Origin of the sequence: Pseudomonas sp. ERMR1:02 (genome assembly GCF_002277815.1) — a bacterium.
In the GTDB taxonomy this organism is placed as follows: Bacteria; Pseudomonadota; Gammaproteobacteria; order Pseudomonadales; family Pseudomonadaceae; genus Aquipseudomonas.
Genome location: NZ_NKJI01000018.1, coordinates 13,873 through 26,661 on the forward strand (window position 1 = coordinate 13,873; position 12,789 = coordinate 26,661).

Below are 12,789 nucleotides of genomic sequence, written 5' to 3' on the forward strand. Positions count from 1 at the left end.
AAACCTATGAAACAAGACTCTTCTAATCAACAGCATGTAAACAGCTACTACGCCGCCACCCGCAACTTCACCGGCGACTTCCCGGTACTTGAAGAGCGGGTGGAATGCGATGTCTGCGTGATCGGCGCCGGCTACACCGGCCTGTCCTCGGCACTATTCCTCGCCGAAGCGGGTTATAGCGTGACCGTGCTGGAAGCGGCGAAAGTCGGCTTCGGCGCCAGTGGTCGCAACGGCGGCCAACTGGTCAACTCCTACAGCCGCGACGTCGATGTCATCGAAGAGCGCTATGGCGACAAGACCGCCGAAGTGCTCGGCAGCATGATTTTCGAAGGCGCCGACATCATTCGTCAGCGCATACAACACTACGACATTCAGTGCGACTACCGTCCGGGCGGCATTTTTGCGGCGCTGAACAAGAAGCAGCTCAAAGGCCTGGCCGAGCAGAAGAAAAGCTGGGAACGCTACGGCAACAAGAATTTGACCCTGCTCGGTGAGGCTGACATCAAGCGCGAAGTGGGCTGCGACAACTACGTCGGCGGCCTGCTGGACATGCAGGGCGGGCATATTCATCCGCTGAACCTGGCCCTGGGCGAAGCCTCGGCGATCATCGGCCTGGGCGGCAAGATCTTCGAGCAATCGGCGGCGGTGGAAATCACCTACGGCGAGCCGATCACCGTGCGCACCGCCAAGGGCGTGGTGCGGGCCAAATACCTGCTGATCGCCGGTAACGCCTACTTGCCGCAGGACCTCGATAACCGCGTGACCCGCAAGAGCATGCCCTGCGGCTCGCAAATCGTCGTCACCGAGCCGTTGTCGGAAAAAGTTGCGCGCAGCCTGATCAAAAACAACTACTGCGTTGAGGACTGCAACTACTTGCTCGACTACTTCCGCCTGACCGCCGACAACCGCTTGCTCTACGGCGGCGGCGTGGTCTATGGCGCTCGCGAGCCGGACGACATCGAACAACTGATCAAGCCGAAAATCCTCAAGACCTTCCCGCAACTGAAGGACGTGAAGATCGACTACCGCTGGACCGGCAACTTCCTGCTAACCATGTCGCGCATGCCGCAATTCGGTCGTATCGAGAAGAATGCCTACTACATGCAGGGCTACAGCGGCCATGGCGTCACCTGTTCACACCTGGCCGGCAAACTGATTTCGGAAATGATCCGCGGCGACGCCGAACGCTTCGACGCATTCGCCTCCCTGCCACACATGCCGATGTTCGGCGGCCGCACGTTCTCCGCGCCGCTCACTGCCATGGGCGCCGTGTACTACTCGCTGCGCGACCGGTTCGGGATCTAAGCTTTACCTCGCCGGCGGCCGCCCCAAAAGGTGTCGCCGGTTTTTTAATTGCAAAAACACCGCAACAACCCTGTAGGAGCGAGGCTTGCCCGCGAAGAGGCCATATCAGCCACCATTGATGTCGCCTGACGCACCGCTTTCGCGAGCAAGCTTCGCTCCTACAGCAACACCAACAAACGTGATTTAATAGCCGCCTTTCACGTTTGCGGGACCGGAAAACGGCGTGATCCACGCCTGCTCTCCACCCTTCCATTATCACTGTAGGAGCAGCCGGTCGACGTTCGATTGCTGGCGATAGCGTTGGTTCAGCCGACATCAATGTTGAAGGTCAGATAGAAATCGCGAGCAAGCTCGCTCCTATGGGTTGGCACATAAGGCTGTCATGGACACGGGCTCACGACTTAAATTAGTACGCGAAAGCTACAAACTGTCCCAGCGCGAGCTGGCCCGGCGTAGCGGCGTCACCAATGCCACCATCTCGCTGATCGAACAGAATCGCGTCAGCCCCTCGGTCAGTTCCCTGAAAAAACTGCTCGAAGGCATCCCCATGTCCCTGGCGGACTTTTTCACCTTCGATCAACCCCCGCGCGAGCACCAATACGTCTTCCGCGCAAGCGAACAACCCGACCTCGGCCGCCACGGCCTGCGCCTGCTGCTGATCGGCGCCTCGGTGCCGAGCCGACAAATGCGCCTGCTACGCGAGCAATACGCACCGGGTGCCAGTTCGGGGGAAGAGCCGATTGTGCACTCGGAAGGGGAGGAGTGCGGGCTGGTGACGCGGGGCACGGTTGAGCTGACCGTTGATGGGCAGATCAGTGTGTTGAATGCCGGAGATGGGTATTACTTTCCGACGACGTTGCCGCATCGGTTTCGCAACATTGGACAGGATGAGGCAGAGATCATCAGCGCCAACACCCCGGCAAACTTCTGATCCTGTAGGAGCCGGCTTGCTGGCGAACGCGGTGTGCCAGGCGCCATCCGTGTTGCTTGATACGCCGCCTTCGCCAGCAAGCCGGCTCCTACAGAGGTCGTAATGCGTCGTCCCGTCGGGTTTCAAGGAACGAACATGACATTGACTGCCGAAGAGTTGGTCCGAATTGCCATGACCAACCCAATAAACGCAGAAATTACCTCACGCCTGCCATCTCTCGGCCTGAATCAATGCATGCTCACCGCCGGCTGCCTGTTCCAGGCGGTGTGGAATCATCAGTCGGATCAGCCGGCAGACTGGGGCATCAAGGATTACGACGTTTTCTACTTCGACACGGATCTGTCCTGGGAAGCTGAAAACGAAGTTATACAGTCGGCCCAACACCTGTTCCATGACCTTGGCGTCAGCATTGAAATCAAGAATCAGGCCCGCGTGCACCTTTGGTACGGTCAGCGCTTTGGCAAACCGTATCCTGCGCTTCAGTCATCAAAAGACGGAGTTGATCGTTACCTGATTGCGGGTACCTGTATCGGGCTTGATGTTGCAACAGGCGAAGTCTATGCACCAAATGGCCTGGCGGACACGGAACAAGGGGTCCTTCGTATCAACCCGAAAAATCCACAGCCGGACTTGTTCGATGAGAAGGCGAAAAGTTATCAGGCTCGCTGGCCCTGGCTCAGGATCCTCGCGGACCGTTTCGGAAGTCCCGACCTGAAAAGCTGAAAACCCGCATTAATGCGGGTTTTCTATGGCTAGAAGGTGGTCGTTGTCACTTGGGCACCTCAAACCCCCGCTGCTCAATCACGCTAAAAACGTCGCGCACATCCTGAAGCAGAATCCGGGCGATTTCGGTGACGGTGTTGACGTCGTTTTCGGCGTAGTCGGGGAGGCTGGTGCAGGCCATCAGATGCAGGTATTTGAGGGCGGCGTTGAGGCGTTCACTGACGCAATTGTGCAGTTCGCGGATGGGGGCTTGGTTGTCGATCAGGAGGACGGGGTAGTCGGTGGCGAATTGTTTCATGGGGATGAAGCGGCGTGGCGGAAGTGGATTGATCATCGGAAATCCTTAGCTCAAGTGAAGAATTGGCCACCGTTTGCTGCGAAACAAATTGGGTGGCAGCTATACGTGGGTTCGCAGACCGAGGAGCTAAGACTCGGCAGACCCGAAGGTCTCCCACGCACAGCCGCCATAAAACAGAACACAGGCGAAAATGCCGCGTCGTATTTTGACGGTTGTGGACTTAACTCGCTAGGGCTGCGAAACCCAATCACTGACTGCGGTCAGCGACGGGACCTACAATAAGAGGCATTTTGGATACCTTCAACCGGGTTGCCGCAGGTGTGTAGGACCATGCGAGGCCACTGTTGCGAGGGGATTCATCCCCGTTCGGTGGCGCAGCCGCCGCAAACCGGACACTCAGATTCGTCCTAGGAAATGAGCTAGCAGGGTTGGGGGCGCTTCGCGACGCAGCGGGGATAGATCCCCTCGCCACAATGGGAAATGCCCTACATATTTTGCAGACCTTCAGATTGAACGTTCGTCGGATGGCGGGTGGCTATCACTGCAATTGCCTCCCGATCTCATCACGACTGCTACGCTTGGACGTTGCAACGCCCGAGCCCATTCCTGGCTCACGTTGCAAGCATTCCCACGGAGTACGACATCCAGTCCTGTCGGCAACCTGCACGGAGGCAGGCGATGTTTATCAAGCGAATGATCGATTCGAGTGCGGCGGGAGTTCCCGAGTCGCTCGATCGTGAAGAGATGGAACGGGTGCTGGCGTTGTTGCTGGCCAGCCCGTTGTTTGCCAAGTCCAGGCGGATGGGCAGTTTGTTGCGTTTTATGGTCGAGCACGACCTGCATTCTCCCAACCCACCTCTTACCGAGCACGCCATTGGCATCGAGGTGTTTCGTCGCGACCCGGCGGTGTATTGCACGGGTGACGATCCGGTGGTGCGGGTACAGGTGGGGCGGTTGCGCCGCAAGCTCGCGGCGCATTACGCCACCAACGGCCAGCAAGACCCGGTGCGGTTGAGCATTCCACCCGGTTGTTATCGCATGGCGTATCAGCGGCTGCGGCCCAAGGGGGTTGGCACGCGCCATCCTGTTCTGCAGATCCAGCCGTTTACCTGCATCACCCGCGATGGAGACGACTTTACCAGGGGTCTGTGCGAGGAGTTGAGTTGTCGCTTGTTCGAGTCGTTCGAGCAGGCGCAGACCGGGTCCAATCATGTGTTGATGCGGGTCGCGCGCAATAGTGTGCAAGCATCTGAGCTGGGGCGTGGCAGGCGTTACAGCTATTGCCTGGAGGGCAGCGTGCGGGTCGAGCCGGCGAGGGTTAGGGCGTCGTTGCGGCTGGTGGATATAGCGCAGGGGCGGATTCGCTGGTCAGGGCAGTTCGATCGCAATCAGCCGTATGGCATTGCGACTCAGGAGGATTTGGCGGAGTCGATTTGTCACTCGCTGACGGGGTACTTCGCTGGCAACGTGATGGACGATAACTGAAGGGAAGGGGCAACCCTGTGGTTGCCCCCCGGCGCTTCGGTCAGATCGTTTTCCACACACCGTCTTCGTAAAGGCGACCTGCGGTGTTATCGAAAGTCAGGTCGATTTCGATCGCCTTGGAGCGTGAGGAACTGAACATGGTGCTCGTCTGCACGTTTTGTTCGAACCACACGAGGATGGTTTCGACCGGTGTCAGCACGGTGTTGCCGGTGACGACCTGATTGACGGCCACGTAGATGGGCGTGCTGACCTGGTTGCCATCTATGCCGGTGGACAATTGGTTGACCCCTGGGTGAATCGGCGCGTAGTCGTTTACGAACGTAAACGAGGTGTCAGGACCACCCGTCACCGCCGGGCTCAACAGGCCAGAGTCGGCGAGCGTCGAGGTTTGGCCCAGGCCGATGTTGACGATGTTGGTCGAGACTTTGACTTGTACGTTTTCCTTGAACACATTGGTAGCGAACAGCTGATACTGCGGCGTCCAGCTGAATTCGTTGTTGCTCAGGAAAGCGACATAGGACTGCCAGACCACGTTGTAGTCTTCGTCACCTACTTTTTTGGCAAAACACAGCTTGTAGCCGGACTTTTTCAGCAGGGTCAGATCAGCGGAGGCGATCTCGATGGTGACGGTTTTTTGCGAAGCTGCCAGGGTTGACCGGAACACCTTGCCGTAGTCGGTAGGGGTCAGGGCCTTGGTGGCGCCGAGAAGCGACTTGACCGCTTCTTGCACATCATTGTGAAGCTGCTGGCTATGTTGGCTGACAGCAATTGATTTGCTCATGGTTTCCCTCTTCCTTGTTGGTGTGTTGGGCAATCAATGGGCCGTGGGCGGTCAACCCTGTCGGTCCAATGAGGGCTTCACTCTAGGTGCATGAGGTACGGTGGCTAAGTGTCTTGGCGTTACAGGTGGGTAACGAGGTTGTATCAACGAAGGGACTTTCAGGATAAAGCAGCAGAGCGGTTGTTCGACCGCCCTGCTCACCGAAGTCCCTACTGTATTGACCGGCCCGACGGTGCAGAAGTGACAACAGGCGCGCTGAGGTAACAGCCGGGAAACAGCGCCGCGCTGTGACGTATCCCCAACGTATCAAGCGCGCCGCATGCTCCTGGTGAGGTGTTTCCCTTTGTGCTGTTAAAAATAGCGGGTTTGGTCTGTAAGGGAAGTCGTCGGGTCGCTCTTGAGGGCTGCGACTTCACCGTCCAACTGATGCAGATCCCCTCCACAAGAACGGAAAATTCCTATATCGAAAACGAGCGTAATGAACGAATCTGGACCTTCAGTTGTTCAGGAGAGGAACGCAGCCAGGACGATTCGTTTTGAAGCCAAATCTGATAGTTCGTATCGCCCAGACAGTTCTGATTGAAGCTCTTAGTATTTCAAATCAGCTCTTCGATAGCGTTTCTGTGAATTGCTTTGGGAGTCGCGTCTGATGATTCCTACAATGTCCTGTAGGTTACTTCCGCGTAGGGCGTCGGACGCCTCTTGATCGTAATCTGAGAGGCATTACTGCATTGGATCGTGCATCGTTGCACGTCAAAATAGACCGAGGCAGGGAGTTTGTCGCGTCCTCAGGAGTGATGAATTAATTTTTTATTCAGTTTGTTATGGCAGCCGCTATCGCGAGTTTGCATGGAGGAGTTATGGCTTCGAATAGTTTTCAAAATGAAGTGCCCAAGGCTCGGGTCAACATAAAGCTCGATTTGCACACCGGTGGTGCGCAGAAAAAGTCGAATTGCCCCTGAAATTGATGGTGATGGGCGACTACAGCAACGGCAAAGAGCAGCGTACTTTATCGGCGCGAAACAAGGTCAGTATCAACAAGATTAACTTCGATAGCGTATTGGCCGAGTATTCTCCCGCGCTGAAGCTGGCGGTGGAAAACACCCTGGCTGATGATGCTGGCGAAGCATTGGTCGAGTTGCATTTCGAGAGCATGAAGGATTTCGAGCCAGAGCAAGTGGCCCGGCAAATACCGCAGCTCCGCGCGCTGCTGGCCATGCGCAATCTGTTGCGCGATCTCAAGTCGAACCTGTTGGACAACGCCACCTTCCGTTACGAGCTGGAACGAATCCTTAAGGATGATGCACTGAGTAACGAGCTGCGAGCCGAATTGGCGGCGCTGGCTCCGCAATAAGTTCGTTAGTTCACCACGGTTCAATAAAAAAGGAAGTTTCCATAATGTCGGTAGAAAGTTCTAACGTGCAATCGCGCGGCGCTACAGTGTTGTCTGAAGAAAGCAAAGGTGTTTACAGCGCGCTGTTTGGCAAGATCAATCTAAGTCCAGTTGAAACATTGGGTGGGATTGAGATTTTCCAGAATGCCGAAGCGCTTTCGGAAGCGACAGCCGATGAGCGGGTAACCGCAGCGGTCAGCGTATTTTTGAATTTACTAAAGCAGTCGTCGCAGAAAGTCGAGCGTCTGGATAAAACCCTGCTGGACGAACATATAGCATCGCTGGATACACAGATCAGTCGCCAGCTCGATGCAGTCATGCACCACCCTGATTTTCAGCGAGTCGAGTCAACCTGGCGCGGCGTCAAGTCGTTGATCGATCAAACCGATTTCCGCCAGAACGTCCGTATCGAACTGTTGGATATCAGCAAGGATCACCTGGTACAGGATTTCGAAGACGCCCCTGAAATTGCGCAAAGTGGCCTTTACGTACACACCTATACCCAGGAGTACGACACGCCGGGTGGTGAGCCGATTGCCGCTGCAATTTCCAATTTCGAATTCGATCGCAGTCCGCAAGACATAGCCCTGCTGCGCAATATTTCCAAAGTGTCGGCAGCCGCGCACATGCCGTTCATTGGTTCCGTCGGCCCGTCGTTCTTTGGCAAGCAGTCGATGGAAGAAGTGGCCGCGATCAAGGACATCGGCAATTACTTCGACCGTGCCGAATACATCCGGTGGAAGGCGTTCCGCGACAGTGACGATGCTCGTTACATCGGCTTGCTCATGCCGCGCGTGCTAGGACGTCTGCCGTATGGCCCAGATACCGTTCCAGTGCGCAGCTTCAACTACATCGAAAGCGTTAAAGGCCCGGACCACGATAAATATCTTTGGACCAACGCCTCGTTCGCCTTCGCCGCCAACATGGTCAAAAGCTTTATCGCCAACGGCTGGTGCGTGCAGATCCGCGGACCGCAGTCCGGTGGAGCGGTCACCGGCCTGCCCATCCACTTGTACGATCTGGGCACGGGCAATCAGGTGAAGATTCCTTCGGAGGTGATGATTCCGGAAACGCGCGAATTCGAGTTCGCCAACCTCGGTTTCATCCCGCTCTCGTATTACAAGAATCGCGATTACGCGTGCTTCTTCTCGGCCAACTCTGCGCAAAAGCCAGCGCTGTACGACACGCCCGACGCGACTGCCAACAGTCGCATCAACTCCCGCCTCCCTTACATCTTCCTGCTGTCGCGCATTGCCCATTACTTGAAGCTGATCCAGCGCGAGAACATCGGCACGACCAAGGACCGCCGTTTGCTGGAACTGGAGCTGAACAAATGGATCGGCGGACTGGTGACTGAAATGACCGATCCGGGAGACGACCTGCAGGCTTCTCATCCGCTGCGCGACGCCAAGGTGACCGTCGAAGACATCGAAGACAACCCGGGCTTCTTCCGCGTCAAGTTGTATGCCGTGCCGCATTTTCAGGTGGAAGGCATGGACGTCAATTTGTCGCTGGTTTCGCAGATGCCCAAGGCAAAAGCCTGAGTCTCTTTACCCAAGCCATTTCGTCAGGAAACGACCTCATGAAGATCGACCGTCCTTTGTGGTCAGCGGGGGCCTTGTTGTCTCCGCAGCAATTCCAGCAGCAGGGGCGCTGGGAAGCCTGGGCCAATGAGTGTCTGGCTCAATTGTCCCTGGTACATCCCTGGGGTATCCAGGCAGTGGCGTTTGACTTGCAAGCGCTACGACTGGGTAAGCTCAAGGCGAGCCAACTGCGCCTGCGCATGCCCGATGGCACCTTGATCGACACCGATCGTGTCGATTGCCTGCCGGGGGGGCTGGAACTGGCCGAACTGCTTGCCGGGGACATGCAATCAGCGACGCTGCTCTTGGCCTTGCCCCTGGAGCAGGCCAACGGCAACAACTGCCTAATGGAGACAACCAAGGCTGATCGACCGACGCGCTACCGCCAGGTTTGGCGCCAGGTGCAGGATCTTTATGGCGACGAGACCCAATCGATTGGGGTGCTAAAGCATGTACTGAGCTTGCGCTTTGCACATGACGATAATGGCGATTACCTGACCTGCCCAATCGCGCGTGTGCTGCGCGACGGGCAGGGCGGCTGGAGTCTTGACCCGGCCTACGTGCCACCGTTGCTCAGCTTCGCGGCACATCCGGGACTGCTGACACAACTGGATAATCTGTTGACCCAGTTGTCTGCCAAACGTCGGCGGCTGATGGGCATGCGGCGCGAGAGCAACCAGCGCATGGCGGACTTCGCTGTGGCCGACGTGTCGTTGTTCTGGCTGCTCAACGCCCTGAACACCTATCAGCCGGTATTGGCCGATCTCAAGGCCTGGCCAGCGCGGCACCCGGAGCAGGTCTATCTGGAACTCTCGAAGCTTGCCGGCAGCCTGCTGACCTTTTCGCTGGAACACGATATCGAGCAGATTCCGCCCTATCGTCATGACCAACTGGAGACCGTGTTCCCACCTTTGCTAAGCATGATCGCAAGCTTGCTCGAAGCGAGCTTGCCTTCGCGGGTCATTGCCCTTGAGCTTGTGGAGAAAGGTGCCAACCGCTGGCAGGTATCACTGGACGATGCACGACTGCGCGAGCCTGACAGCGCCGACTTTTATCTGTCAGTGCGTTGCCGTTTGCCGGCCGTGCAGTTGCAGGAGCAGTTCCCGCGCCTGTGCAAGATCGGCACGCCGGATGATGTCGATCGACTGGTCAATGCCGCGCTTGATGGTGTGCCCCTAAAGTCGCTCAGTCATGTGCCGGCCGCCATCCCCCTGCGACTGGAAAACCAGTACTTCGCCCTTGATCTGAGCCATGCGCAAGGGCGCGCCATGCAGGAGTTCGGGACCTGTGCTTTCTACGTCCCCGGCACCCTGGCCGACGTCAAACTCGAACTCTTCGCGGTACTGCGCACATGAATCCCATCACGTCAAAGAAACACGCCGCCACCGCGGTGGAGATCGACTCGCTGTTGCAAGACAGCTATCTGCTGGTGGTCGAACTGCGGCACGGCGCCTCTGTAGATGACAAACGAGATTTCGTTGCGCTATGCATCGAGCAGGTCCAGTTCGCACGCCAGCAGCTTGAAAAGGCTGGTCTGAGCGCGCGCAGCATCGAGCACATCAGCCATGCCCAATGCGCATTGCTGGATGAAACCGTGCTCGGCGGTGTCAAGGACGATGGGCATGCCAAGTGGGCCAGCGAGCCGCTGCAAGCCAGATTTTTCAATCGACATCAAGCCGGCGAGTTTCTCTATGAAGAGATGCGCGAAGTGCTGCGCGAACCTGCGCCGGACCTGCTTGTGCTGACGGTATATCAGCGAGTGCTGATGCTGGGTTTCAAGGGCCGTTATCAAGACCCGGATGACCCCGAGCGTGAGCAGCTGTTGACTGAGCTGAGTGCTCAGGTCGCGCCGCTGAAGCTCAATCAGGCGATTGCTACGCAGGCCGGCAGAAGTCCTCGAAGCGCAATGCTGGCCTGGCTGGGGCTGCCACTCGCCCATGTGCTGACAGTGGGGCTTTTGGTCGCGACGGTCTGGTGGGGGCTGGACCATTGGCTGGGCGGCCTGATCGCCACGCTCCTGCCGGATCAGGTGTGAGGGGCCAATGACCTTCAAACACAAACGTGGGCTCTGGCTCTGGGCCGCTACGCTGGTCATCACGTTGCTGGTGATCATGCCGCTGACCATGTGGGCTCGCACAACGGTGATTCTGGCGGTGGTTGTGTGCGTCGCTCTGGCCTGGAAACGGATCGCAAAGCGGGCGATACGCCAGCAAGAATCGCTGGTCATCGCCGATGACCAGTCTTTGCCACAAGCTTCCTACCGTCACCCGGTGGTATTGGTCTGTGGTGATGGTCTGCCGGGATTGTTCGGCGCAGTCCCTGCCGAGCAATTGGCCCTGCGGATCACGGGGCAGGGTTGTTACGTTCGGGTACCCAGTGTGGAGCTGTTGCCGGAGGTGGCCGACAGCCTGATCGCCGTGCGTCCGGGTTGGGGGCGGCAACTGAGCGTCATGTTCATCGTCAATCCGCAGGAACAAACCGACCGTGAGGTACTGGCTGGCCGGGTGCGTGCACTGCGCCATCAGGTGATGCGCGTGCGCAAGCGTGGCATCGCCTTGCCGCTGCTGTTATCGAGTTACCTGCAAGCTTCTCGTGGGCAAGGACCGTGGTTCAGCTGGGAGGCTGGCCAATCCAGTCTCAGCGTGCGCGAAGCTGGCGAATGCGTCGGCCTGGATGATTGGCAGGTGCAAGCCGCAAGCAGTGCAATACGGGCTTCACGATTGCAAACCGGCGTCCAGTTGAACGGTATTGCCGCGTGGTTGGCCGAGGAAGTGCAGCCATATCTCACCTCTGGCGAAGCCCGTACTTCCCGCAATCTTCCAGTGGTCAGCGCCATCACGCTGGTCGCGGCACTGCCGCAGAAAGTGGACGGCAACCTTAGGCAACACTGGTTGCGCGACAAGTTTGCGTTGGTCGGGTTGCAGCAGCCCGATGTCTGCGAGGCTTTGCCATTCCCCGATCCTTTGCTGACGCTGCTGCCGAAGGACACTCGTTACTCTGCCAACCGCCGCGCCAGTGTGATTGCGCTGTGGCTGTTCACGGCGGCCGGTTTGGTCGCGCTGGTCAGTTCCGCGTGGCAGAACACCCTGCTTGCACGACAGGTCAGTGATGACGTGCGTCGATACGCATCCGTTGCCCCGGCAGAGTTCGCCCGGCGCGAAGAGGCAATGACCGTACTGCACGAGGACGCTGTACGACTGGACGGCTACTACCGCCATGGCGAACCGCTGTCGCTGGGGTTTGGCCTGTATCGCGGTAATGACTTGCGCGAGCATCTGCTGGAAGTGATCGCCGGTCACAGGCAGCCATCGACGGCAGTGGCCACGACGGTACGCCTGGACAGCCTCTCGCTGTTCAGCAGTGGCAGCGCACAACTCAAGCCTGATTCGGCCAAGGTCCTGATCAATGCCCTGGTCGACATCAAGGCCCAACCCGGCTGGCTGATCGTCATCGGCGGGCACACCGATGCCAGTGGCAGCGCCGAGCAAAACCTGCATTTGTCACGCGCCCGGGCGGCGGCAGTTCACAACTGGATGCGGCAAATGGGCGGCATTCCCGACAACTGCTTCGCGGTGCAGGGCTTTGGCGCCAGTCAGCCAATCGCCAGCAACGACACCGAGGCCGGGCGCCAGGCCAATCGGCGCGTCGATATCCGCCTGATTCCCGACGTGGGGGCCTGCGTGCTTCCCACGGCGGGAACGGGCAAGCAACCCCCGTCGCACAACGCGACATTCACCAACTGAGAAAAGGAGCTTCACATGGCAATTCCCGTTTACCTGTGGCTGCAAGATGACGGCGGCGCAGAGATCAAGGGTTCGGTGGACGTGCAAAAGCGCGAAGGCAGCATCGAGGTGGTCGCCCAGGACCACAGCCTGTACATCCCCACCGATAACAACACTGGCAAGTTGACCGGCACGCGGGTGCATACCCCGTTCCTGTTCAGCAAGGAAATCGATGCCTCCAGTCCGTATCTGTACAAGGCTGTGACCACCGGTCAGACCCTCAAGAGTGCCGAGTTCAAGTGGTTTCGCATCGACGATGCCGGGCAGGAAGTCGAGTACTTCAACACCAAACTGGAGAACGTAAAAGTGGTGAAGGTCGCGCCGAAAATGCACGACGTGAAGGACCCTTCCAAGGAGAAGCACAACCACCTGGAGCAGATCGAGTTGCGCTACGAGAAGGTCACCTGGACCTACAAGGACGGCAACATCATCCACTCCGATTCCTGGAGTGAACGCCAGAGCGCCTGACGCTGAAATACCAGCAGGCAGGCTTCTGCCTGCTGGTCTC

The 12,789-nt window shown here is 57.9% G+C and carries 11 protein-coding genes and 1 pseudogene; 10 read left to right on the top strand and 2 right to left on the bottom strand.

The genetic code is table 11. The features are described from left to right. Positions 1 to 6: 6 nt before the first annotated feature. The 3 genes from CES87_RS24830 to CES87_RS24840 all read left to right on the top strand — a co-directional run bounded on the left by CES87_RS24830 (position 7) and on the right by CES87_RS24840 (position 2,959). Positions 7 to 1,305: an FAD-binding oxidoreductase gene (locus tag CES87_RS24830; RefSeq protein ID WP_128608187.1), complete on the top strand. Its 1,299-nt coding sequence runs from the start codon at positions 7 to 9 to the stop codon at positions 1,303 to 1,305. A gap of 382 nt (positions 1,306 to 1,687) precedes the next feature. Beyond that, positions 1,688 to 2,236, top strand: coding sequence for a cupin domain-containing protein (locus CES87_RS24835; RefSeq protein WP_045057658.1), 549 nt, complete (start codon positions 1,688 to 1,690; stop codon positions 2,234 to 2,236). Between the two features lie 135 nt (positions 2,237 to 2,371). Beyond that, positions 2,372 to 2,959 (top strand): nucleotidyltransferase family protein, encoded by a 588-nt coding sequence (locus CES87_RS24840; RefSeq protein WP_128608188.1) that lies wholly within the window; start codon positions 2,372 to 2,374, stop codon positions 2,957 to 2,959. Between the two features lie 46 nt (positions 2,960 to 3,005). Here CES87_RS24840 and CES87_RS24845 read toward each other — a convergent pair whose 3' ends face one another. Continuing rightward, complete coding sequence (locus CES87_RS24845) at positions 3,006 to 3,293, bottom strand: fructose-bisphosphate aldolase (protein WP_128608189.1); 288 nt, start codon at positions 3,291 to 3,293, stop codon at positions 3,006 to 3,008. A 642-nt stretch (positions 3,294 to 3,935) separates the two neighbouring features. Between CES87_RS24845 and CES87_RS24850 the strand changes: the two genes are divergently transcribed. Further along, positions 3,936 to 4,742: a hypothetical protein gene (locus CES87_RS24850; protein WP_128608190.1), complete on the top strand. Its 807-nt coding sequence runs from the start codon at positions 3,936 to 3,938 to the stop codon at positions 4,740 to 4,742. Positions 4,743 to 4,782: 40 nt separating this feature from the next. Here CES87_RS24850 and CES87_RS24855 read toward each other — a convergent pair whose 3' ends face one another. Continuing rightward, entirely contained in the window at positions 4,783 to 5,523 is a 741-nt protein-coding gene (locus tag CES87_RS24855) for a hypothetical protein (protein WP_128608191.1), read from the bottom strand. 860 nt (positions 5,524 to 6,383) lie between these two features. On the opposite strand from CES87_RS24855, the pseudogene tssB reads away from it, so the two are divergent. The 6 genes and pseudogenes from tssB to CES87_RS24885 all read left to right on the top strand — a co-directional run bounded on the left by tssB (position 6,384) and on the right by CES87_RS24885 (position 12,749). Beyond that, positions 6,384 to 6,877 (top strand): annotated as a pseudogene (gene tssB / locus CES87_RS24860) (type VI secretion system contractile sheath small subunit). Positions 6,878 to 6,921: 44 nt separating this feature from the next. After that, on the top strand, positions 6,922 to 8,460 hold the full coding sequence (tssC, locus tag CES87_RS24865) for a type VI secretion system contractile sheath large subunit (RefSeq protein WP_128608192.1): 1,539 nt from the start codon (positions 6,922 to 6,924) through the stop codon (positions 8,458 to 8,460). Positions 8,461 to 8,498: 38 nt separating this feature from the next. Next, positions 8,499 to 9,854: a type VI secretion system baseplate subunit TssK gene (gene tssK / locus CES87_RS24870; RefSeq protein WP_128608193.1), complete on the top strand. Its 1,356-nt coding sequence runs from the start codon at positions 8,499 to 8,501 to the stop codon at positions 9,852 to 9,854. Continuing rightward, a complete protein-coding gene (tssL, locus tag CES87_RS24875) occupies positions 9,851 to 10,534 on the top strand; it encodes a type VI secretion system protein TssL, short form (RefSeq protein ID WP_128608194.1) in 684 nt (227 codons plus the stop codon). The genes tssK and tssL overlap by 4 nt, the downstream gene beginning before the upstream one ends. A gap of 7 nt (positions 10,535 to 10,541) precedes the next feature. Beyond that, entirely contained in the window at positions 10,542 to 12,242 is a 1,701-nt protein-coding gene (locus CES87_RS24880) for an OmpA family protein (protein WP_128608195.1), read from the top strand. Positions 12,243 to 12,257: 15 nt separating this feature from the next. Beyond that, positions 12,258 to 12,749: an Hcp family type VI secretion system effector gene (locus CES87_RS24885; RefSeq protein ID WP_128608196.1), complete on the top strand. Its 492-nt coding sequence runs from the start codon at positions 12,258 to 12,260 to the stop codon at positions 12,747 to 12,749. Positions 12,750 to 12,789: the final 40 nt, after the last annotated feature.

What these genes read in the sequence shown, in the direction of transcription:
- CES87_RS24830 (WP_128608187.1), top strand. Translation starts at nt 7, where the DNA reads ATGAAACAAGACTCTTCTAATCAACAGCATGTAAACAGCTACTACGCC.
- CES87_RS24835 (WP_045057658.1), top strand. Translation starts at nt 1,688, where the DNA reads ATGGACACGGGCTCACGACTTAAATTAGTACGCGAAAGCTACAAACTG.
- CES87_RS24840 (WP_128608188.1), top strand. Translation starts at nt 2,372, where the DNA reads ATGACATTGACTGCCGAAGAGTTGGTCCGAATTGCCATGACCAACCCA.
- CES87_RS24845 (WP_128608189.1), bottom strand. Translation starts at nt 3,293, where the DNA reads ATGATCAATCCACTTCCGCCACGCCGCTTCATCCCCATGAAACAATTC.
- CES87_RS24850 (WP_128608190.1), top strand. Translation starts at nt 3,936, where the DNA reads ATGTTTATCAAGCGAATGATCGATTCGAGTGCGGCGGGAGTTCCCGAG.
- CES87_RS24855 (WP_128608191.1), bottom strand. Translation starts at nt 5,523, where the DNA reads ATGAGCAAATCAATTGCTGTCAGCCAACATAGCCAGCAGCTTCACAAT.
- tssC (WP_128608192.1), top strand. Translation starts at nt 6,922, where the DNA reads ATGTCGGTAGAAAGTTCTAACGTGCAATCGCGCGGCGCTACAGTGTTG.
- tssK (WP_128608193.1), top strand. Translation starts at nt 8,499, where the DNA reads ATGAAGATCGACCGTCCTTTGTGGTCAGCGGGGGCCTTGTTGTCTCCG.
- tssL (WP_128608194.1), top strand. Translation starts at nt 9,851, where the DNA reads ATGAATCCCATCACGTCAAAGAAACACGCCGCCACCGCGGTGGAGATC.
- CES87_RS24880 (WP_128608195.1), top strand. Translation starts at nt 10,542, where the DNA reads ATGACCTTCAAACACAAACGTGGGCTCTGGCTCTGGGCCGCTACGCTG.
- CES87_RS24885 (WP_128608196.1), top strand. Translation starts at nt 12,258, where the DNA reads ATGGCAATTCCCGTTTACCTGTGGCTGCAAGATGACGGCGGCGCAGAG.